The organism is Acinetobacter sp. YH12052, from assembly GCF_013419835.1.
In the GTDB taxonomy this organism is placed as follows: domain Bacteria; phylum Pseudomonadota; class Gammaproteobacteria; order Pseudomonadales; family Moraxellaceae; genus Acinetobacter; species Acinetobacter amyesii.
The window spans coordinates 1-20765 of the sequence record NZ_VOZI01000003.1 but is presented as its reverse complement, the minus strand read 5'-3'; the positions used below and the strand labels follow the sequence as shown (position 1 = coordinate 20765).

Sequence of the window (20765 nt, the reverse complement as noted above, 5' to 3'; positions counted from 1 at the left end):
AACGCTATATATGCATAAGGGAGTCATTAATGGCTCCCTTATTGTGAATGGTACATTTAAGTCCAAAGCACCTATTTAAAAATAGACAGGCAATAAAAAAGCAAAAGATCGTACTTTTGCTTTTTATCGAAGATCAAAACATTAAAAAGTTTAGAACTGATGTAGCCAATCACGTTTGTTGTGAAAGTCAGCATTTGGACTACTATGCTGCATGGCATAGTACTGTTCACCTTGAGGGGTTTTCAGTACTGCAGTTAGACCAATATAGAGATCTTCCCATTTAAGTTTGTACTTCAGCATAAATTCTGTCAGATCAAGACTGACATTTAAGCCATAGTGCGTCCGTTTCAACTGATTCAGTTCAATATCGTAAGCAGCTTGTGGCGGCATATCTTCTGGATAGCGATATTCTTCAAACTGGTAAGCCTGCCAAGCTTGTGAAGGGGAGAGGTTGATTTCACGATAAAAGTCTTCATTGCGTACACCAATAAAAACTTCTAAGCAGGTCTGTTCCCACAAAAAATCGATTCGTGGGTGAGATGATACCAATTCTGGCCATTGAATCAGTTGGTTTGGGTCTCGAATCCAATAACCCACATTTAAAGTATATGGGCTTTGTTGTTCGATAGCACCAACGACTGATACAGCCTGAAAGCGACGATCAAAAGCGCTGAGTTCGAAACTTGCCATAAATGCTTAGTTAGACAGGTGTGCGTAGCGAATAAGGTTAGACAGTTTTGCATTTTGTTTTGCCGCTTTACGGTAAATCAAAGCAATCTTACCAATGGTTTGAACAACTTCAGAACCTGAAACAGTCGCAATTTCAGTAATCATTGCAGCACGAGCTTCACGGTCTTCTGCCACAACTTTCACTTTAATTAACTCATGGTCGTTTAACGCACGGTTTAATTCTTCAACAACGCTTTCTGATAAGCCTTTGTCCGCAACCATTACAACTGGGTTTAGGGTGTGACCAATTTGACGTAAGCGTTTACGTTCTTGAATAGATAAAGCCGCCATAAATATAACCTAATTTTAAAAACGACCTAGTATAGCAAAATCAAAGTTGAAGCGCTGTATTTAATCGGCATTTTCTCGATGAAGATTATTGAAAAAAACATGATTTAAGATGCTTTTTAGATACACATGTCTACTGCAAAAGTGCTGAATTTCACGTACAATCAGGACTGAGAAGTTTTTTTTATTTAGAGAGTTATGGCTACCCGCATTACTAACCAGAAATTATCCAAAAGTAGTCGTGACTGGATGCGCGAGCATCTTGATGACCCCTTTGTGAAAAAAGCACAAAAGGAAGGATATCGTGCGCGTGCCGCTTATAAATTGCTTGAAATTCAAGAAAAATACAAATTGATCAAGCCAGGCATGACCGTTGTCGATTTAGGTGCTGCACCAGGTAGTTGGTCGCAAATTGCCGGTAAACTTGTTGGCGACAAAGGTTTGGTTATTGCTTCTGATATTTTACCAATGGATGCTTTACCCGATGTGACCTTCTTGCAAGGTGACTTTCGTGAACAAGAAGTGTTCGATGAATTGTTAAAAATTTTAGATGGACGTACTGTAGACGTTGTAATTTCAGATATGGCCCCCAATACATCAGGTAATAAGGCTGTAGATCAACCGCGTCAGATCTATCTTTGTGAATTAGCAATCGACTTTGCTCAAAAGGTTCTTGGACCAAATGGACAGTTTGTTGTTAAAGTGTTCCAAGGTATTGGATTTGATGAATACCGTAAGCAAGTTGTAGACACATTTGATGTGCTGAAAACAGCAAAACCGGCGGCTTCACGTGCTCGATCTAAAGAAGTGTTTTTAATCGGGCAGGGACGTAAGAAAGCTTTCAAGTAAAGTTTACTTGCCAACTCGTTAAAAATTGTGCATTTTGTACGTTTTTAAATTATTGCGAAGCTACTCTGCAGCGTAAGTATTAGAGTCACCCATGTAAGTGGGATTGAACGAATTAGATAGAAATGGGAATAAAGCTTTGAGCGATCTTTTTAAGAATGCCGTGTTGTGGCTGGTTATCCTAGGCGTGCTGGTTTTAATCTTCAGCAACGTCAGTGACCGCAATCAACCGACCGCGATGAACTATTCTGAGTTCGTGGCAGCCGTAAATGCGGGTCAGATTAAACAAGTCACCATTGATGGCGAAAGAATTCGTGGCGAAAAATCAAACGGTTCAGAGTTTGAAAGTATCCGTCCTGCGGTTCAAGATCCTGAACTTATGCCGAACCTGATCAAGAACAATGTTGTTGTTGAAGGTACAGCGCCACAGCGTCAAAGTATTTTGATGCAACTTCTGATTGCAAGTTTCCCTGTTCTTTTAATCATTCTGTTATTCATGTTCTTTATGCGCAACATGGGTGGTGGAGCTGGTGGTAAGAATGGCCCAATGAGTTTTGGTAAGTCAAAAGCAAAAATGCTGTCTGAAGACCAAATCAAAGTGACATTTACAGATGTTGCGGGCTGTGATGAAGCTAAACAAGAAGTTGTTGAAATCGTTGACTTCCTAAAAGATCCATCTAAGTTCAAACGACTTGGTGCAAGCATTCCGAAAGGCGTGCTCATGGTAGGTCCTCCGGGTACGGGTAAAACTTTACTTGCTAAAGCGATTGCGGGTGAAGCGAAAGTACCTTTCTTTAGTATTTCGGGTTCTGACTTTGTTGAAATGTTCGTGGGTGTGGGTGCGTCTCGTGTCCGTGACATGTTTGAACAAGCAAAGCGTCATGCACCATGTATCATTTTCATCGATGAGATCGATGCCGTTGGTCGTCACCGTGGTTCAGGCACAGGTGGTGGTAATGATGAGCGTGAGCAAACATTAAACCAAATGTTGGTTGAGATGGATGGCTTTGAAGGCAACGAAGGTATTATCGTCATTGCTGCAACAAACCGTGCTGACGTATTGGATAAAGCTTTACTTCGTCCAGGTCGTTTTGACCGTCAAGTGATGGTGTCTCTACCAGATATTAAAGGTCGTGAGCAAATCCTGAATGTACATTTGAAAAAATTACCTTCTGTGACTGGTGTAGATGTTAAAGTCTTAGCACGTGGTACACCGGGCTTCTCGGGTGCTCAGTTGGCTAACCTTGTAAACGAAGCGGCACTGTTTGCTGCGCGTCGAAACAAGAACACGGTCGATATGCATGACTTTGAAGATGCAAAAGACAAGCTTTACATGGGTCCTGAACGTAAATCGATGGTGATTCGTGAAGAAGAACGTCGTGCGACGGCTTATCATGAAGCAGGTCATGCGATTGTTGCTGAAATCTTGCCGGGTACAGACCCTGTGCATAAAGTGACAATCATGCCACGTGGTTGGGCACTGGGTGTTACTTGGCAGTTGCCTGAACATGACCAAACCAGCCATTACAAAGACAAAATGTTGAATGAACTTTCAATTTTGTTTGGTGGTCGTATTGCAGAAGAAGTCTTCATTAACCAAATGTCGACTGGTGCTTCAAATGACTTTGAACGTGCAACGAAAATGGCACGTGCAATGGTTACTAAATACGGTATGTCCGATAAAATGGGCGTCATGGTTTACGAAGATGACTCACAGCAGTCATTCATGGGTGGTTTAGGAAGTCGTGTGATTTCTGAAGCAACTCAGCTTGAAGTTGACCGTGAAGTTCGCCGTATTTTAGATGAGCAATATAAAGTTGCTCGCGATATTCTTGAAAATAACAAAGATATCGCTCATGCCATGGTGAAAGCATTGCTTGAATGGGAAACCATTGATCGTGATCAAATCCGTGACATTATGGAAGGTCGTGAACCTCAACCACCAAAAGTGTACATCGCTGAAAATCCAGTGATTGATGTCACACCAACGGATGGTCCAGATGTTCCACCACCATTACCGTCATTGCCAAAAGCATAAAATTTTAAAACCACCTTCGGGTGGTTTTTTTATATGAAAATAAATGCATGTGAGCGTAATGCTGAGCAAACTTAGCGTTAAAATAAGCGCAGAAAAATCTGGGATGTGTAATATGAAATTGGTGTCTTTGCCTAATAAAATTTTAAACTGTGGTAATTTGCAATTAGATTTGTCTCAGCCACATGTGATGGGGATTTTAAATGTCACACCGGACTCTTTCAGTGATGGTGGCAAACACAATGGTAAAGACCAAGCTATAGCACATGCATTACAAATGATTGCTGATGGCGCGACAGTGATTGATGTCGGTGGTGAGTCAACACGTCCGGGTGCATCTGTTGTTGAGGTTGAAGAAGAAATTCGACGGGTTGTACCCGTCGTTGAAGCCTTATCTAAACACAATGTAGTGATTTCTATCGATACCTCACAACCTGAGGTGATTGAGGCAGCGGTTCAGGCAGGTGCGCATATCTGGAATGATGTACGTGCATTAACTCGGCCGAATGCCTTAGAAACCGCTGCAAAACTGGATATTCCAGTGATCATTATGCATATGCGCGGTGAACCCACCACGATGAATAATCTAGATCAGTATCAAGATGTTGTGGCTGACGTCATCGATGAATTAAAGCAACGTGTGCAAGATGCATTAGACGCCGGTGTACGTGCAGAAAATATTATGATTGATCCGGGTTTCGGCTTTGCTAAAAATGCGCAGCAAAACTTAAAGCTTTTACAGCAATTCTATCAATTGAGTGACATGGGCTATCCGATCCTGTCTGCATTATCTCGTAAGCGTTTTATCGGTGAAGCACTTGGCGGTGCAGATGCACAAAATCGCGCTGTAGGCTCGGTTGCAGCGCATCTACTCAGCATTCAACAAGGTGCATGTATGGTTCGCGCACATGACGTCAAAGCGACGGTAGATGCGATACGTGTTTGGCAAGCCATGCAGAATGCAGTGTGATTTGAAAATACTGAATCCCAATAAATTTGGTGAATTGTAGTATTTGTGTTATATAAGCGCCCTGAATGTTTTGTGATAGAGTTTCGTATGTTTGCAGATTTACTGCTACCCATGTTTGATGATGAATATTACCCAGATGTGTTGGTTGCAGAGGTGAAGTTATTGGTTGTTCAATTTGCGAAGAAAATTGCAAAAGCAGATTTAAGTTCAACTGATATCTACCATTTTGCCAATGAAACGGTTGCACAGCTCAATAAGATGAAACCTCAATTTGAAGATTTAGATTCGTCTTTGGATGATACGGCTGCAGATTATATTGCAGAAGCCATGATGATGGTGCTGCAAGATGAAGGCCATATGGATATTGAAATGGAAGAGTTGGTTGCTAACCGAGAATGGTAATTGAACTTTAAAAAAAGCCCTGTAGTGACAGGGCTTTTTTGTGTCTAGGGATTTAAAAAATTATTCAGCATTGTCTATAAAATCTTTAAACGATGATTTGATGGATGTTGATAGTTTCTGTTCTTCTTGCATGGCTTGTAGATGAAGGGCGTAGAAATACGTTTGATGCACTTTTTGTTTTAAGGATTGTTGATAAAACCAATATGCCAGTTGGCGAAGCTTTTGTAGTTTTACTCGTTCAATGGCGCTGCTTTCAGGTTTATAAAGTAATTCAGTAAATACACATAAAAACAGACTGAAAAAAAGTCCACAGAGACTGATGAGGTTTAATACATCTGTTTGTAGATACTTAAAGTTTATAGCAAGGAGAAGTGTTAATCCGCCAAGGAGATATAGTTGTATTTGCAGGCGTTGAACTGCGGACTTGCTGCTAAAACGTGCTTGATAATGTGCATACCAGACATAGCAATAGATCAAAGGAAGAATAATCAATATACCAAGAATGAACGCCATTTTTGGGTCGTGAATTGAAAGTGCCGTTGAAAGTATATGCCCAAGTGCTGCGCTGCCAAGTGAGATAAAAAGTATCAGGCAAAAGCTAAAGATTAAAACAGGTGCAGTGGGTGTGAGATTGATAATTTTGAAATGCGCAAACAGCAGCCGTTGATAAAAGGCATCGGGATGCTTGAGTTGTAGTGCAGGGAGATCAAAATCTGAAGGTATTGGCATTGAATAATAATAGATTTATAAATTTTAGGCATAAAAAAACCAGCAAATTGCTGGATCTTTTATTGCACCAATCTTAGAAGTATAAGAATGGTGCCCGAGGCCAGACTCGAACTGGCACGCTTTGTGGGCGGGGGATTTTAAATCCCCTGTGTCTACCGATTTCACCACTCGGGCATGTGCGCAATAATAGAGGACGAAATGAAGCTTGGCAAGTGTATTTGATGGTGTTTGTTTTAAAATCAATCAATTCATGCATATAAGTTGAAAATATTCAAAAATAGTGATGTATTGAATGACTTTTTGAGCAGTGATTGAAAGTTTTTTGCACTATATCAATGCTAACTTATTTCATTAACTCATCAAGATAATGTTCAACATTTTGGTGCTTTAGCTTTTTACATAGCTGATTTTCCTGATGCAGCATTTGTATGTGCAAATTTTGGAACAGGGTAAAGCGCTCAGATAACTGTTTATGATTTGCCTGATTCGGATTACTGAGCGACAAACGTAATTTTGCTTTAAGCATTTGTTTATACGACCAATATGCAATACGACGTGTCTCTTGCAGAAAATAGTATTCTTGTGTGTTACTTCCACCTTTGAAAAGATTTTCTTTATAAAAACGCACAAAGCCGAAACTCATGGCGAAAAAGAACAATACAGATTGAACAAAGGTGCTTTGTAAAAAGGCGATATTGAGTAATTGTAATAAAATCACGATCGCAAGTCTGAACGGCGTATTTTTCAAACTTTGATACAGGGACATTGAACTGTGCTTGATTTGCTTGATGACTAAGGGCACAACCAGCATGAAAAACAGCATAATACTTAGTACAGCAATACCATGAGCGCGAAACTCACTCATTTCTGGAAAATACAGTTGCACTGCATGTCCAATACTCATGCTCAAAGAAATAAAAATCATCGCCGCCAAAACCCAAGGAATAAGCTCTTTGAGTTCGTCTAAAATGCCTTGAGTTTTCAGTTGGCTATAAAATAAATAATTATGTTTAAAGGCTGCTGGATATTGCTGTTTCAGTTGTTGAAGGTAAAGTGCAGCCTGTTTCTTTTGAGCCATATTGTGACGTTAGTATTAAAGCGTGAAAGTAATATAGTTGATTTCGATATTTTTGACAGAATTTTTTTCTAAATCATGTTGTATATCTGAACATTATAAGAGAAATCACAATTTCTATAGTGAAGGTCGCAGTTTTCATCCTTCTTTTATGCGAAAATACATACTTATTGAATATTAAGTTTTTATAGGCAGTTTATGACTGATCATTCTCCTGAAACATTAAGCGATATCGAAATTCTAGACATTCTTCAGTCGATGAAATCAGATGTTTTAAATACTGAAGCAAATGAAGTGATTCGTAGTGGGGGAAAAGCTGGTCGTCAAGAAGCACACAAACAAGCTTTGGTAAAATTAAATCAAGCATTTGAAGATAAATTTGTTGAAGCTGTGACTTTAGCTTTAGGCTTAAATGAAGGCCAAAGTAAAAAAATCCGCTACAAAAAAGACCGTATCCGTATTTTGAAAGTTCGTGGTATCGATTATTTAGCGATTGATGGTGCTGAAACTGCACAAGTATTGTCGCAAGTTGCACAAGCGATTGTACGTGAAGACGCAACGGTGACTCATGACCTCCATAACATTTTTCCATTTTGGAAAGAAGGCTGGCCAATGGTTCAATTCGACAATGTTTATAAAATTTTAGAAGATGACATTCGTATTCATTATGAAGCAGTTCTAGAAGCATTAATTTCAAAGCATTAATCACTACAAATGAACCTGTGAGTGTAAAACACTGGCTAGTTCAGTATTGTTAAGCATAAAAAAGCACCTGATGGTGCTTTTTTATCTTTAAAATTTTAAGTTAAGCTCGAATAAAAGGGAAACATTCCAAAGATCAGACCTGCTGCTAACATGACAAAACACGTGATTACAGCCCAGATAATGGTAAATTTCTGATGTTGTCCAAACTCGATACCCGCAAGTCCACAGAGTAAATAGGTCGAAGGGACAAGTGGAGAGAGTAGGTGTACAGGTTGCCCTACGATGGAGGCACGTGCCATTTCTACAGGTGCAATTCCATAATGAGCTGCTGCATCTGAAAGAATTGGCAAAACCCCAAAATAGAAAGCATCATTCGACATAAAGAAAGTCATCGGCATACTGATGACAGCGGTAATCGGTGCTAAATAGGGACCCATACTTTCAGGGATAATTGCCACAAGTTGTTTGGACATGGCTTCTACCATGCCTGTTCCAGCTAAAATTCCGGTAAAAATACCTGCAGCAAAAATGATGCCGACCACGTTTAAAGCACTACCTGCATGATGTGCGATTAACTTTTTCTGCAAGTCGACATTTTTGTAGTTGACGACTAGCGCAATACATAAAGCCACCATGAATAAAATAGGCATAGGTAAAATACTAAAAACCAGACAAATCATCAGAACGACGGTTAACAGTGCATTAAACCAACGTAGATCTGCGCGGTTGGCATCTGGATTATCTGAGATTTGAATGTTTTCACCATGGCTGATATCCAATTGGACAATTCCTAGACGCTTTCTTTCCATGCGACCATACATCGTTCCTAAGAAGTACAACCAGCCGATGGCAAATAACATCGGTAAAACCATCGGAACAAATACATCACTTGGGTCGACATGAAGCGCGCTGGCGGCGCGGGCAGTAGGCCCACCCCAAGGTGTAAGATTCATAATTCCACTAGAGAGCATAATCAAACATGCCATAATCAATGGGCTCATACCTAAGCGCTTATAGAGTGGCAGCATGGCCGCAACACAGATCATATATGTTGTAGAACCATCTCCATCCAAAGAGACAATTAACGTCAGGGTAATGGTTCCAAGAACGACTTTTAAGGGATCACCTTTGACCATTTTTAAAATAAATTTCACCGAAGGGTCGAACAATCCGGTATCAATCATGATGGCAAAATACAGAATCGCAAAAAGCAGCATGATGCCAGTCGGTGCAAGTTTTTTTACACCTTCAATCATCATGTCGCCAATTTCATTTATTTGTATGTGTGACAAGCTGTCAAAATAAAAACCAAGTAACCACGCAATCAAGGCAAAAAGTAGGGGAATTAAAGTCAGTGCGACAAGTGGGCTTAAGCGTTTCGACATGATCAAATACATAAAGCACAAGATCATGCCCAAACCGAGTACGGTTAACATGGTTCATTCCTTTGAAATATAAAGCTGTTTTTAAATCCAAGGGCAGAGCATAAAGAGAAATTTCATCAGTCAAAACAAAGGTGATAAAATGTGAAATACATCACTATTTTGATGAAAAATAGTCATTAATAATGAAGGTATTAGGGAAGAGGGATTTTTTGATTTATTTTAATTTTTATTCAAAAAAAGTGGTCTGTTTACATTTATTCAACATCTGTAGAGAACTGTAAATGCTGTGCCTATACAGTTTAATCACAATAAGTGCGCTTAAGCAAAAATAGACAGTAGCGTCCGAATCGGCCAACTAAAAAATCGGAACCAAAAAATTAAGGGATTATAAAAGAACAGACCAAAACGCATGGTTTCGTCATATTGTTGTCGACCGCGTTCATAGGGATAAGGTGTTAAAAACCAAGCAGTGACGATCAGTGCAACACCGAGCAATAGAAATAAAGGTTGTGGATGAGCTTTGAAAAAATAATAGATCAGATAAGCCCCAGTATAAAAACTAAAGCAAGTCAAAATCGCTTTAAGTGAAAAAGACATCGTTGTTATTCCATCGTATTTTTATTTTATTGTTTTAGAAAAAAGAAGAATCGAATTAATCCGATTCTTCTGGTGTATCCAGTTCAGTCTCAGCCTGTTGTAAGCGGGTCACTAATAATTGGTCAATTTTAAAGTGGTCTACATCCACAACTTCAAATTTGTAGCCATGATAAGTAACAAAGTCCGCTGGACGTGGAATTTTACGTAGTTTAAACATCATAAAGCCCGCAAGGGTTTCATAGTTTTCTTCATCGGGCATTTCATCTAAAGCGAGTGCATGTTTTAAATCTTCGATTGGCGTACTGCCATCGATGAGCCAAGAATCCGCATCACGTTTAATAATTTGTTGCTCTGCTTCAATCGGTGTTACCCAGTCGCCCATCACGGTAATCATAATGTCGGAGAGGGTAATAACGCCGACAACCAACGCATATTCGTTAATTACAACGGCAAATTTTTCTTTGGTTGAACGGAAACGATCGAGTAATTCAGACAGTGTTAAGGTATCTGGAATCGTGAGGACATTACGAATAGTATTTTCGTTGAGCTGTAAAAGTGACTGATTGTTGAGGATTCGAACCAAAATATCTTTGGCATCTACATAGCCAATCACGTCATCAATATTTTCACTACAGACCAAAAACTTCGAATATGGAAATTCAGCGAGTTTTTGACGAATACTGGCTTCTGATTCTTTTAGGGTAAAGTACACCACGTTTTCACGTGTAGTCATACTTGAAGGGACGTTACGTTCTTCCAGCTCAAATACGTTTTCAATAAAGTGGTGTTCTTGCTTTTGTAGTACACCAGCTTGAGCACCGGCATCCATCACGGCTGAAATATCGTCAAAGGTAATATTGTCATCACGTGTTGTATTCACTTTGAATAAACGAAACAACAAATTGGCAATGGCATTAATCACCCATGCCATTGGTTTACACACTTTAATGAAGATTTGAATCGGGTCTACAACAGCAACGGCGATTTTTTCAGGTGCGATCATCGCCAAACGTTTTGGCATCAAATCAGCAAATAGAATGAATAAGGAGGTGACTAAAGTAAACGACAGGGTGAATCCTATGGTTTCAGTCCACGGGCCCTGATAAAAACGAGTGACTAAGCTAATGAAGTAAGGACGAAAAGCACCTTCACCCAAAATACCGCCAAGAATTGCCACAGCATTTAAGCCAATTTGTGATGCGGCGAAAAAGTCTGCTGAGTTGGCTTGTAAGTCAAGCACACGTTGTGCACGTGAATCTCCAGATTCAGCCAAAATTTTAAGTTTTACTTTTCGTGCACCCGCAAGGGCAATTTCTGTTAATGAAAGAAAACCCGCACCGACGATCAGGAGAATAATAATGACAATATTTTGGAAAAGGCTCACGAATACACCTGTTTGTGATTCATTCTATTTTTCTGTATTTCTAACACAAAAATGGGCAAGGTAGTAGTCTTAACTACTACCTATATAGTGACAGTATACGTTTGAATTAATAAGGAATTAAAGAATTAATTACTGATACTGTGAAAACTGAGAGTTATTCATTAAGTATTCGCGGTTTTCTTCTTCAATCATTTGACGTGCAACATACAATATAAGTTGACGTAACCAGCGATGAGCAGGGTGATGATGAAGTAATGGACACCAAGCCATTTTTAATTCAAATTCAGGAATATAGAATGGTGGATCGCGAAGTAATAGGTTTTGACTTTTGGCTTGAAGGCGAGCGATACGGCTTGGCAGAGTCGCAACCAAATCAACATTCGAGGCCAATAAGCCAGGCATTTGATAATGACGAGTAAAAACTGAAATTTTACGTTTTTGGCCAATACGTTCTAGAGCCTGATCAATCCAACCTAGACCCGCTTGTTTTTCAGGATTGACACCAAAACCGACACCCATACCTGTTTTAGATACCCAAATGTGTTGTGCATCTAGATAGCTTTTCAGGTTTAAATTATTTGCAGCAGGGTGCTTGGCATTTAAAAGGCATGAAAAACTGTCACGCCAGACCAAAACTTGGTGGAAACTTTGCGGAATTTCATTAAAGCGGTTAATCGCCAAGTCGACTTTACCTTGTTCCATATCTCGATAAGACACATCACTAGGCGTTAAAAAATCGAGAACCACATTGGGTGCTTCTGAGCGCAAAGCTTTTACTAGGCGCGGCACCAGTGTTGCTTCAGCATAATCTGAAGTCATGATGCGGAAGACACGATTTGAGGTGTAAGGTCGGAACTCGGTACGAGGTTCCAAAATCATCGAAAGGTCAGAGAGAGCATCACGGATACGTGGCTGTAATTCAAGCGCACGTTCTGTAGGTGTCATACCTTCTGAAGAACGAATAAGAAGTGGATCATTAAATAAGTTGCGTAAACGACGTAAAATATTACTCATCGCAGGCTGAGTTACACCCAGTTGCTCGGCAGCACGAGTCACGTTTTTTTCACGAAGAAGTACATCAAGATAAATTAATAGATTGAGATCGACCCGCTCCAGATTCATAAAATAAATACCGACAATAAAATCATGAAATTTATCTGATTATGCCATAACTACTAAGGCTTGTGTAAAAAATGGATGAAAAAATGACGTGTACTTTTGTACTAAAATTCAGCAGTTTTAAGACAAATTTGCTGAAGTCGTAGCACATACTTCTTAAATACTTATTACCTGTTTAGACCGATATTTTTAAAGTGAATGAGATAAAAATACGGAGCAATTTTGTTTATGTGATGCGATGTTCATAAAACAAAAAAATTAGATGAAATATCTCATTTGCATGATCATTTGAAGACAGAATAACCAAGTATTTAGCTCGGTAAATTTGGGCAAAAAAGGCGTAAAAAATGCTGTTTTTTTTAAAAGTGAATGCTCAGTCGACTTAAGTCTAATGAAGAATAATTCATCGGAGTGTTTGTAAAATAGACAAAAAAATCAGCCAAATTTATTGATAAAATTATTTAAATACAAATACTTCTGAATATTGGTTAATTATTATAATACGACTTTAATCTACATATTTTTTAAATAAATACTGAAAATTAATGCAGAATATTGGATTAATTTTTTTAGTCAATCTACTCTGTGTCTATCGCAACGAAGTGTTCTAAATCTGAACAATCATTCGAGGGTATGATTTTAGCCTTACGTTGCAGAAAAATCCTAATATTATTACAGGAACATATCATGTCTACATACTTAACAGCGATTGATGCAATCCGTGAATTAAAAGCAAAATTCGGAAGCACTTGGCGCGATATTAGCCCAGAAGATGCTGCACGTATGCAAATGCAAAACCGTTTCAAAACTGGTTTAGACATTGCGAAATATACAGCTGCTATTATGCGTCGTGATATGGCTGCTTATGATGCTGATTCTAGCAAATACACTCAATCATTAGGTTGCTGGCACGGTTTTATCGCACAACAAAAAATGATTGCGAACAAAAAATACTTCGGTACAACTGAACGTCGTTATATCTACCTTTCTGGTTGGATGGTTGCAGCTCTTCGTTCAGAATTCGGTCCACTTCCTGACCAATCTATGCACGAAAAAACTTCAGTTCCTGCATTGATCGAAGAAATCTACACTTTCCTTCGCCAAGCTGATGCGAAAGAATTAAACGATTTATTCCGTGCGCTTAAAAAAGCAAACGAAGCTGGTGATACTGCTAAAGCTGCAGAAATCACTGCTCAAATCGACGGTTTCCAAACTCACGTTGTGCCAATTATTGCGGACATCGACGCTGGTTTCGGTAACGAAGAAGCGACTTACTTACTAGCTAAGAAAATGATCGAAGCGGGTGCTTGTGCACTTCAAATCGAAAACCAAGTATCTGACGCTAAACAATGTGGTCACCAAGCTGGTAAAGTTACAGTTCCACACGAAGACTTCATCGCGAAAATCCACGCTCTTCGCTATGCATTCTTAGAAATGGGTCTTGATGACGGTATCATCGTTGCTCGTACTGACTCTGAAGGCGCTGACTTGACTCAAAAAATCCCAGTGGTTAAAGAGCCAGGCGACATCGCTTCTCAATACATCAGCTACTTAGACACAACTGAAATTGACATTTCAGAAGCTCAAGAAGACGAAATCCTAATCAAGCGTAACGGTAAACTTCACCGTCCAAAACGTCTTGCTTCTGGCTTGTACCAGTTCCGTCCAGACACGCAAATTGACCGCGTTGTACTTGACTGTGTATCTAGCCTTCAAAATGGTGCTGACCTTCTTTGGATCGAAACTGCGACTCCAAACGTTGAAGAAATCGCTCACATGGTTAACCGTGTTAAAGAAACAGTTCCAAATGCGAAACTTGTTTATAACAACTCGCCTTCATTCAACTGGACTTTAAACTTCCGTCAACAAGCTTACGACCGTTGGGTTGCTGAAGGTAAAGACGTTTCTGCTTACGACCGTGCTAAACTAATGAGCGCTGAATACGATAACTCTGAATTAGCTGCTGAAGCTGACGAAAAAGTTCGTACGTTCCAAGCTGATGCTTCTCGTGAAGCGGGCGTGTTCCATCACTTGATCACACTTCCGACTTACCATACAGCTGCTCTTTCTACTCACGAGCTTGCTCAAGGTTACTTCGGCGACCAAGGTATGCTTGCTTATGTAGCTGGCGTTCAACGTAAAGAAATCCGCGGTACGATTTCTTGTGTTAAACACCAAGCAATGGCTGGTTCTGACATCGGTGACGACCACAAAGAAATCTTCGCTGGTGACAACGCGCTTAAAGCGGGTGACGATGCGAAAAACACAATGAACCAATTCGCTGCTCACTAAGCATTGAACTGATTCGAAAAAAAGCCCAGCGAAAGCTGGGTTTTTTTATGGCCTTAAAATCGTGTTGAATTTAGGTTCTGTTGATATTTCATAATGACAGCCAAATAAATATGTAAGCTAAGGCAACTGATTTTTCATAGTTCTGCTTGAGTCTTGCAAATGTATTCTGGATTGTTTTTTTGGATAGATAGCAAGCCAAACTGGGACAACTCTTAAATAAGCTTTTGAAATTGAAAAGATTTGAATGAAATATTTGAAGCAAAGAAAAGTGGTGGAATGGAGCAGAGATAGAGTATTACATTATTGAAGAAGCCTTTAGTGGCAGGTTTGTGCGCCTTTAATCAACAACTCATCGGAATTAAAACAAATACGCTATATCTACACTTGTATATTTAATAAGCTTTCTTTGCGCTAAAAAAGCGACACTTATCTGATGGCTTTGGTCAAAAGGTATGCATAAAAACAAATGAATGGACAATAAAAATGGAAAAAAATCTCTGGATCAGGACACTTCTTTGTATGACAGTTACGGTGTCGCCACTTATTTTCGCAGCGACAACCACTGCACCCGTTCCACCCAATAGCCAGCAAGTCTTTTTTGTCGGCAATAATTGGGATGGTACGGTTACAGTGATCAATCCTGCAAAAAACTATCAGAAAGTTGGTGTCATCAATATGGTGCCCGACAAAAAACAACGCCTCACTGAAATTTACCTCAACCCAGTAAAATTAATCGCTTATAGCTATATTCGTAATACGGCAGGAGAGGGAAATGATCAATTGGTCGATGACATGTATTCCACACCAGATGGCAAATCGGTGGTTGCATCACGCCCAAGTTATGCAGATGTAGTCTCGATTAACATTGCAACGGGGAAAATCAATTGGCGCACACCCGTTGAAGGATTTCGAGCAGACCATATGGCGGTTTCACCCGATGGGCAACAAGTTGCTGTTTCAGCATCTTCAGGGAATGTTGTACATGTACTCGATATCAACACGGGCAAAGAATTAGGACGTTTTGCGACGGGCGATAAACCACATGAAAATATCTATTTTGCCAACGGTACTAAAATTCTAAATTCAGCCATTGGAAATGTCGAAACAGCCATGGATGCATCTTGGCAAGATTTTACTAAAGGCAAACGCTATATCACGATCGCAGATGCTCAAAATTATAAAGTCCTTAAAAAAATCGATTTTAGACCTGCTTTAGATGCCGTGGGACGAAAAGATCTGTCTAACTCAGTTCGACCGATTGTATTTAGTAAAGATGAATCCAAAATCTATGCTCAGGTCTCATTTTTTAATGGTCTGGTCGAATATGATCTCAATCAAGACAAAGTCACGCGCATTGCACAGCTTCCGGGAAGTACAACGATTCCCTCAGATCGCACCAAATGGGTGAATGACTCACGCCATCATGGGCTTTCAATCAGTGGTGATGGTGAAAAACTGTGTGTCGCAGGAACCATGGATGATTATGCCACTATAGTAGATCGTAAAACTTTGACCGCGGCGAAATTGATTGCTGCAGGTAAACCGTATTGGGCAACGCAAAGCCCAGATGGAAAACGCTGTGTAATTTCTGAAAGTGCGACAGATGCAGTAACAGTGATTGATTTCGCGACAGGTGAAAAAGTCATCACAGTTCCAGTTGGCAATCACCCACAGCGTGTTCGTTTGGGTTATGCGCCAGCAGGATGGGGCAACTAATAATTTAGATAAAATTAAATAAAAAGGTAAATTCAGAGTCAAATCGGCTCTGAATTTTTTAAATATCAGAAGGTGTCTAGAGACTGCATCATGAATAAAAAATGGATTGTTTTAGGTTTGACGTTTAGTTTAATTTTATGGTTGATGATTCAGTTTTTAAAACCACGGCAGCAGGAGGTTCATGAACAGCTACCTTTAGATCAACAAAAAGTGTCCGAAACACATTCAGATCAAACCACGGAAAATGTTTTACAGCATTCAAGTTCCAAACCCAAACAAGAAAGACAAGATAATGAAACGCACACCCAGTTATTACAGCAACGTGAACAGGTATTTCAACAATTTCAGCAAATAAACACACAGATGAGTCAGGGGCAGCAGCCGAATCAAAATCAAGTACTCGCTTTACTCGAGCAGCAATACAGATTGGTTGAAAAAGGCGTCGTGAACGTGGATGAAGCTATTTCATCTATTCAATATTTACGCCAAATACTTCCCGAAATGGATCGATTTTTAGATGGGCAGCAAGCTAAATTGGAACAACTCAAAAATTGAATAAGGCGGATTAAATCAGCTTTTGAAGGTGAACAAACTTGAATAAAAATTTTTAACTGATGTTACGCAGTAACATCAAAGCGCAATTTGCTTCAAATAAAACAACGATACGCGGTAACGTCATCCGCAAGTGTTTAAGACAGGACTACTTCTAATCAAAAATGTTTTTGTGATGCTTTGAATAATTTGACGGTAGTGAACGAGTTTTGCGGATGACAATGGTTTTGGGTACTTTTGCCGAAACAAAAGTATCTCCAGCCGAAGGCTAATCTCTTTATTTAATCCTTAGATGTAAGACTCCGTCGAATAGGCTTAAAATTATTTTAAAAATGCGAAATTACTTTTATGTGCGTAACATCAGTTTTTAAGAAAAGAACAGGAGTCGAATAGCGCAGAAATAGAATAGTGAATTTTTTAGAATATTTTTGAATTGAGATGAATGTTTAAAATTCATTTAATGATTTGGAAAATAAACACTCCGAAGATGCCGCTGCAAATGTCGTGACCCTGAACCCGATGAGTTCAAGGTGGACGCGACGTACACTCGCTGGGTTTCCCACACAAGGAGGGCATACGCTCAGAATATACAGAACACATCCATAAGTTTAAGTATCGGCAGGGGATTAGACCTAGCTGGCGAACACCTCAGAGATGTGCTCAGTATAACGAATTCAGCGTTATTGGCAAATCACCAAACACTGACAAAGTGTTTAAAATGAAGCAATCGGGCAAAGTATAATCACTAAACCACCGATTAATCAGTCAATTCTTCAACTTGTTCCAAAATATTTTGCAACAAAAGTTCGCAGTTTGCATATTCTTGCAAACTCTTATTCATCGACAGGACTTCTTGCATTAACTCAAGTGCGACCATAATGATCAGCTTACTCGGTTCCATACGTGGCGCTTTACGACGGAATTCATCGTATTTGTCATTCAGTAATTGTGCTGCGCGTTCTAAATCTGCTTGTTGGTCAGAGGTCGTCGCTAAACGGAAACTATGACCTAGAACTTTTAAATCAACTGCAATTTGTTCACTCATGATCAAACTTCCTCATTGCTTTCAGTCGGATGCGCCAATTGTTGAATTTCTTGTGCATGTTGATCTTGAGCAGTACCTAAAATGGCTAAACGTTGAATAATCGCTTCAACTTTGGCCTTGGCATGTTCATTTTTTTGTAGCAGACGTTCACGTTCTTGCTTTAAACCCTGAATTTCTTGCTGAGCATGACGTTGTTCATTTTGCATTTTTTCTTTGACGATACGTAACTCATTACGCTCTGCCAAAATTTCCTGAAAACGATTTTTTAGATCAGTACAGCTTTTTTCGAGACGGCTGTATCGGTCAGCCAAGGCAGTTGCATCAGTATTGAGCTGTTGAAGTTGAGCACGTGAATCAGTTAATTGCTCATTCAGTGTTTCAATTTCTTCTTGTTTCGAGGTGATAATGCCGTTCTTATGTACAATTTGAGCATGATGCTGCTCATTAGATGAGTTTTTCTCATCTTGTAAGGCACCATTTTCGCTTTCAAATTGCGCCAGTCGCGTTTTTAAAACGCTAATATGCGCTTGGAGACGCTGTAATTCTTCTAACATAACGTAGTCGCACAGTCTTGCAAACAAAGGTAACATATACGAAGTATAGAGATTGGATAAGCGAATGCAAGACGATATTTCAGGTTGGTCAGATTGGTCCCACAATTTTTCTAAAATTGAAGAAATTTCAAGCCCAAGTGAGTTACATGGTTTACTCACCGGTATAGTTTGTGTGTCACAACCACCGAGTCGTGAAGAGTGGCAACAAATTTTAGCAACACTTGATGTAGCTGAATTAGACGAAGATGCGGTGGCATTGTTAACTGAAGAAGCAGAAGATGTAGCTCATTCACTTTCAGATGATGAACTCGACTATCTTCCTTTATTACCAGATGATGATCACTTACTTGGTGAACGTGTGCAAGCCTTGGCAGACTGGTGTGCAGGTGTGGTTCTTGGTTTTGGTTTAGCGGCAGGACATCTGCGTACCAATGAACAAGAATTGATTGAGCATTTACAAGATGTCGCTTCAGTAGAATTTGAAGATTCAGATGATGATGAAGAAGGTGAAGAAAGCTATCAGGAATTATACGAATTTGTTCGTTTAATCCCAGTGAGTCTGTCGATGGGACGTACCAAAGTTGATGTTTCAGAAACACCGTTGCTACAACTGAGCGCTAAAAATTCATCGGCTCAAGCGGGCAATGTGGTTGAAATGTTCACCCCACACCGTCCAAGTTAAGGCATTCTTTTTGCATTAATAATTAATAGATGATGGGCTCTATCTAAGGAGTTCATCATCCTATTAAATCAATCATAGTCCAAGCGTATAAGAAGCATATCAATGAAGAAATTAACTCAAGCAGATTTTCAGGAACGTCGTGACATCCTTGCAGGTGAAATGGGCTTACGCAGTATCGCAATTATTGCCACGAGCAAAGAAGCCATGCGAAACCGTGATGCCGACTATAAATTCCGTGCTGATAGTAGTTTCTTTTATTTAACAGGTTTTGCTGAACCTGAAGCGGTTGCAGTGATAGAAACCTTTGATAGTGAAGAAGAAGGTTATAGCTATAGTTTGTTCTGCCGTGAACGTGACCGTGAAATGGAAATTTGGAATGGTTATCGTGCGGGTGTAGATGGGGCAGTAGATGATTATGAAGCCGATGAAGCTTATGCCATTGATTTGCTTGATGAAGAAATTTTAGAAAAATTACAAAATAAAGATAAATTATTCTACCGTATTGGGCAGCAACCAGATTTTGATGCTCGTGTGGCGCAGTGGATTTCGGCAGCAAGTGGTGAATCACGTAAGGGTGCAAGTGCGCCTGCTCAAGTCATTCAACTAGATCGCATCATTGATGAAATGCGTTTGCATAAGTCTGATGATGAACTTGAATTGATGCAAATTGCTTCGGATATTTCAGCAGAAGCGCATACTCGTGCCATGCAAACGGTTAAACCGGGCATGATGGAATATGCACTAGAAGCAGAACTGAATTATGTCTTTGGTAAAAATGGCTGTGTACCGTCCTATAACAGCATTGTCGGCGGCGGTGAAAATGGCTGTATTTTGCACTATGTGGAAAATGACAAAGAACTCAAAGATGGTGATTTGGTACTGATTGATGCAGCATGTGAATATCAGCTGTATGCCTCAGACATTACCCGTACTTTCCCAGTCAACGGTAAATTCAGCCCTGAACAAAAAGCACTTTATAATATCGTACTCGATGCGCAAATTGCGGCGATTGATGCTGTGCGTATCGGCAACTCGTATAAAGAACCGCATAACGTTGCAGTGCGTATTTTAGTTCAAGGTTTGCTTGATTTGGGCATCATGCAGGGAGATATTGACGAAATCATCGCAAAAGAAGGTTATCGTCAGTTCTATATGCATGGCACAGGCCACTGGCTCGGTATGGACGTGCATGACGTTGGTTCATATAAACAAGACGGTGAATGGCGTGCCTATGAAGAAGGTATGGTCGTGACTGTTGAGCCGGGGCTTTATATTGCGCCAGATGATGAAACTGTTGATGAAAAATGGCGTGGTATTGGTATCCGTATTGAAGATGATGTTGTAGCAACTCAAAATGGTCCACGTGTTTTAACCGCTGCAGTGGTGAAATCTGTAGAAGAGATTGAAGCGCTGATGGCGAAAGCGAAAGCCGCTTAAGTTTATACAGTATTTAAAAAAGCCGGTCAGATGATCGGCTTTTTTTTATCTATAAGCAGTCATATAAATACTAGGGTCTGTTGACATTTGTTGATTAAAAAAATAGCGAGATAGTAAAATTAAATCGCCAAACCCAATTTTACACTCGCTATGCCTCGAACAATGCTAAATGATCAACACTGGTCCAAGTTACTTGCTATTTTCCGTCACTTTAATATTTATC

General features: G+C 39.7%; 20 protein-coding genes, 1 tRNA gene, 1 other RNA gene and 2 pseudogenes. 11 read left to right on the top strand and 13 right to left on the bottom strand.

The features are described from left to right. Positions 1-150 precede the first annotated feature (150 nt). Both FTU06_RS02570 and FTU06_RS02565 read right to left on the bottom strand, forming a co-directional pair. Positions 151-690 carry a DOMON-like domain-containing protein gene (locus FTU06_RS02570; protein ID WP_180048743.1) on the bottom strand — a complete coding sequence of 180 codons (540 nt, stop codon included), beginning with the start codon at positions 688-690 and terminating at the stop codon, positions 151-153. A 6-nt stretch (positions 691-696) separates the two neighbouring features. Then, a complete protein-coding gene (locus FTU06_RS02565) occupies positions 697-1020 on the bottom strand; it encodes a YhbY family RNA-binding protein (protein WP_180144759.1) in 324 nt (107 codons plus the stop codon). 195 nt (positions 1021-1215) lie between these two features. Here FTU06_RS02565 and rlmE point away from each other — a divergent pair, with 195 nt between their 5' ends. The 4 genes from rlmE (at position 1216) to FTU06_RS02545 (ending at position 5270) form a co-directional block, all read left to right on the top strand. Continuing rightward, positions 1216-1866, top strand: a complete 651-nt coding sequence (gene rlmE / locus FTU06_RS02560) for a 23S rRNA (uridine(2552)-2'-O)-methyltransferase RlmE (protein ID WP_078191339.1) — start codon at positions 1216-1218, stop codon at positions 1864-1866. 136 nt (positions 1867-2002) lie between these two features. Then, complete coding sequence (ftsH, locus tag FTU06_RS02555) at positions 2003-3901, top strand: ATP-dependent zinc metalloprotease FtsH (protein ID WP_078191443.1); 1899 nt, start codon at positions 2003-2005, stop codon at positions 3899-3901. A gap of 112 nt (positions 3902-4013) precedes the next feature. Continuing rightward, complete coding sequence (gene folP, locus FTU06_RS02550; RefSeq protein WP_218954038.1) at positions 4014-4868, top strand: dihydropteroate synthase; 855 nt, start codon at positions 4014-4016, stop codon at positions 4866-4868. An 87-nt stretch (positions 4869-4955) separates the two neighbouring features. Next, positions 4956-5270: a DUF5713 family protein gene (locus FTU06_RS02545; protein WP_078191338.1), complete on the top strand. Its 315-nt coding sequence runs from the start codon at positions 4956-4958 to the stop codon at positions 5268-5270. A 60-nt stretch (positions 5271-5330) separates the two neighbouring features. Here FTU06_RS02545 and FTU06_RS02540 read toward each other — a convergent pair whose 3' ends face one another. The 3 genes from FTU06_RS02540 to FTU06_RS02530 all read right to left on the bottom strand — a co-directional run bounded on the left by FTU06_RS02540 (position 5331) and on the right by FTU06_RS02530 (position 7077). Next, complete coding sequence (locus tag FTU06_RS02540; RefSeq protein ID WP_180144756.1) at positions 5331-5999, bottom strand: hypothetical protein; 669 nt, start codon at positions 5997-5999, stop codon at positions 5331-5333. Positions 6000-6087: 88 nt separating this feature from the next. Further along, positions 6088-6173, bottom strand: a tRNA-Leu gene (locus FTU06_RS02535). Between the two features lie 169 nt (positions 6174-6342). Then, entirely contained in the window at positions 6343-7077 is a 735-nt protein-coding gene (locus tag FTU06_RS02530) for a hypothetical protein (RefSeq protein ID WP_180005427.1), read from the bottom strand. A 195-nt stretch (positions 7078-7272) separates the two neighbouring features. Here FTU06_RS02530 and FTU06_RS02525 point away from each other — a divergent pair, with 195 nt between their 5' ends. After that, positions 7273-7779 (top strand): hypothetical protein, encoded by a 507-nt coding sequence (locus FTU06_RS02525; RefSeq protein WP_078191335.1) that lies wholly within the window; start codon positions 7273-7275, stop codon positions 7777-7779. A gap of 95 nt (positions 7780-7874) precedes the next feature. Here FTU06_RS02525 and FTU06_RS02520 read toward each other — a convergent pair whose 3' ends face one another. The 4 genes from FTU06_RS02520 to FTU06_RS02505 all read right to left on the bottom strand — a co-directional run bounded on the left by FTU06_RS02520 (position 7875) and on the right by FTU06_RS02505 (position 12267). Beyond that, complete coding sequence (locus FTU06_RS02520) at positions 7875-9215, bottom strand: CitMHS family transporter (protein WP_180144753.1); 1341 nt, start codon at positions 9213-9215, stop codon at positions 7875-7877. 267 nt (positions 9216-9482) lie between these two features. Beyond that, positions 9483-9761, bottom strand: coding sequence for a hypothetical protein (locus tag FTU06_RS02515; RefSeq protein WP_078191333.1), 279 nt, complete (start codon positions 9759-9761; stop codon positions 9483-9485). Positions 9762-9816: 55 nt separating this feature from the next. Further along, a complete protein-coding gene (locus FTU06_RS02510) occupies positions 9817-11145 on the bottom strand; it encodes a hemolysin family protein (protein WP_078192153.1) in 1329 nt (442 codons plus the stop codon). A gap of 129 nt (positions 11146-11274) precedes the next feature. Beyond that, complete coding sequence (locus FTU06_RS02505) at positions 11275-12267, bottom strand: LysR family transcriptional regulator (protein WP_078191331.1); 993 nt, start codon at positions 12265-12267, stop codon at positions 11275-11277. Positions 12268-12951: 684 nt separating this feature from the next. Here FTU06_RS02505 and FTU06_RS02500 point away from each other — a divergent pair. Continuing rightward, positions 12952-14556: an isocitrate lyase gene (locus FTU06_RS02500; protein WP_168378085.1), complete on the top strand. Its 1605-nt coding sequence runs from the start codon at positions 12952-12954 to the stop codon at positions 14554-14556. Between the two features lie 88 nt (positions 14557-14644). Here the strand turns inward: FTU06_RS02500 and FTU06_RS17055 are convergent. Continuing rightward, positions 14645-14746: pseudogene (locus tag FTU06_RS17055) on the bottom strand (IS5/IS1182 family transposase); the annotation flags it as partial. 329 nt (positions 14747-15075) lie between these two features. Here FTU06_RS17055 and FTU06_RS02495 point away from each other — a divergent pair. Together FTU06_RS02495 and FTU06_RS02490 are read left to right on the top strand one after the other, a co-directional pair. Beyond that, positions 15076-16272 (top strand): YncE family protein, encoded by a 1197-nt coding sequence (locus tag FTU06_RS02495; RefSeq protein ID WP_257221007.1) that lies wholly within the window; start codon positions 15076-15078, stop codon positions 16270-16272. A 90-nt stretch (positions 16273-16362) separates the two neighbouring features. Continuing rightward, on the top strand, positions 16363-16827 hold the full coding sequence (locus FTU06_RS02490; RefSeq protein ID WP_168378083.1) for a hypothetical protein: 465 nt from the start codon (positions 16363-16365) through the stop codon (positions 16825-16827). Positions 16828-17299: 472 nt separating this feature from the next. Here FTU06_RS02490 and ssrS read toward each other — a convergent pair. From ssrS to FTU06_RS02475, 3 genes are all read right to left on the bottom strand, one after another. Then, positions 17300-17482, bottom strand: a non-coding RNA gene (gene ssrS, locus FTU06_RS02485) — 6S RNA. Between the two features lie 99 nt (positions 17483-17581). Next, the gene (locus FTU06_RS02480; protein ID WP_168378082.1) at positions 17582-17869 is read right to left on the bottom strand and encodes a cell division protein ZapA; all 288 of its coding nucleotides are present in this window, start codon (positions 17867-17869) and stop codon (positions 17582-17584) included. Positions 17870-17871: 2 nt separating this feature from the next. Beyond that, positions 17872-18423 (bottom strand): hypothetical protein, encoded by a 552-nt coding sequence (locus FTU06_RS02475; protein ID WP_078189180.1) that lies wholly within the window; start codon positions 18421-18423, stop codon positions 17872-17874. 64 nt (positions 18424-18487) lie between these two features. Between FTU06_RS02475 and FTU06_RS02470 the strand changes: the two genes are divergently transcribed. The 3 genes and pseudogenes from FTU06_RS02470 to FTU06_RS02460 all read left to right on the top strand — a co-directional run. Next, positions 18488-19105, top strand: a complete 618-nt coding sequence (locus FTU06_RS02470; RefSeq protein WP_180144750.1) for a UPF0149 family protein — start codon at positions 18488-18490, stop codon at positions 19103-19105. Positions 19106-19207: 102 nt separating this feature from the next. Further along, on the top strand, positions 19208-20542 hold the full coding sequence (gene pepP, locus FTU06_RS02465) for a Xaa-Pro aminopeptidase (protein ID WP_180144747.1): 1335 nt from the start codon (positions 19208-19210) through the stop codon (positions 20540-20542). Between the two features lie 150 nt (positions 20543-20692). Then, positions 20693-20765, top strand: a pseudogene (locus FTU06_RS02460) (IS5/IS1182 family transposase); the annotation flags it as partial.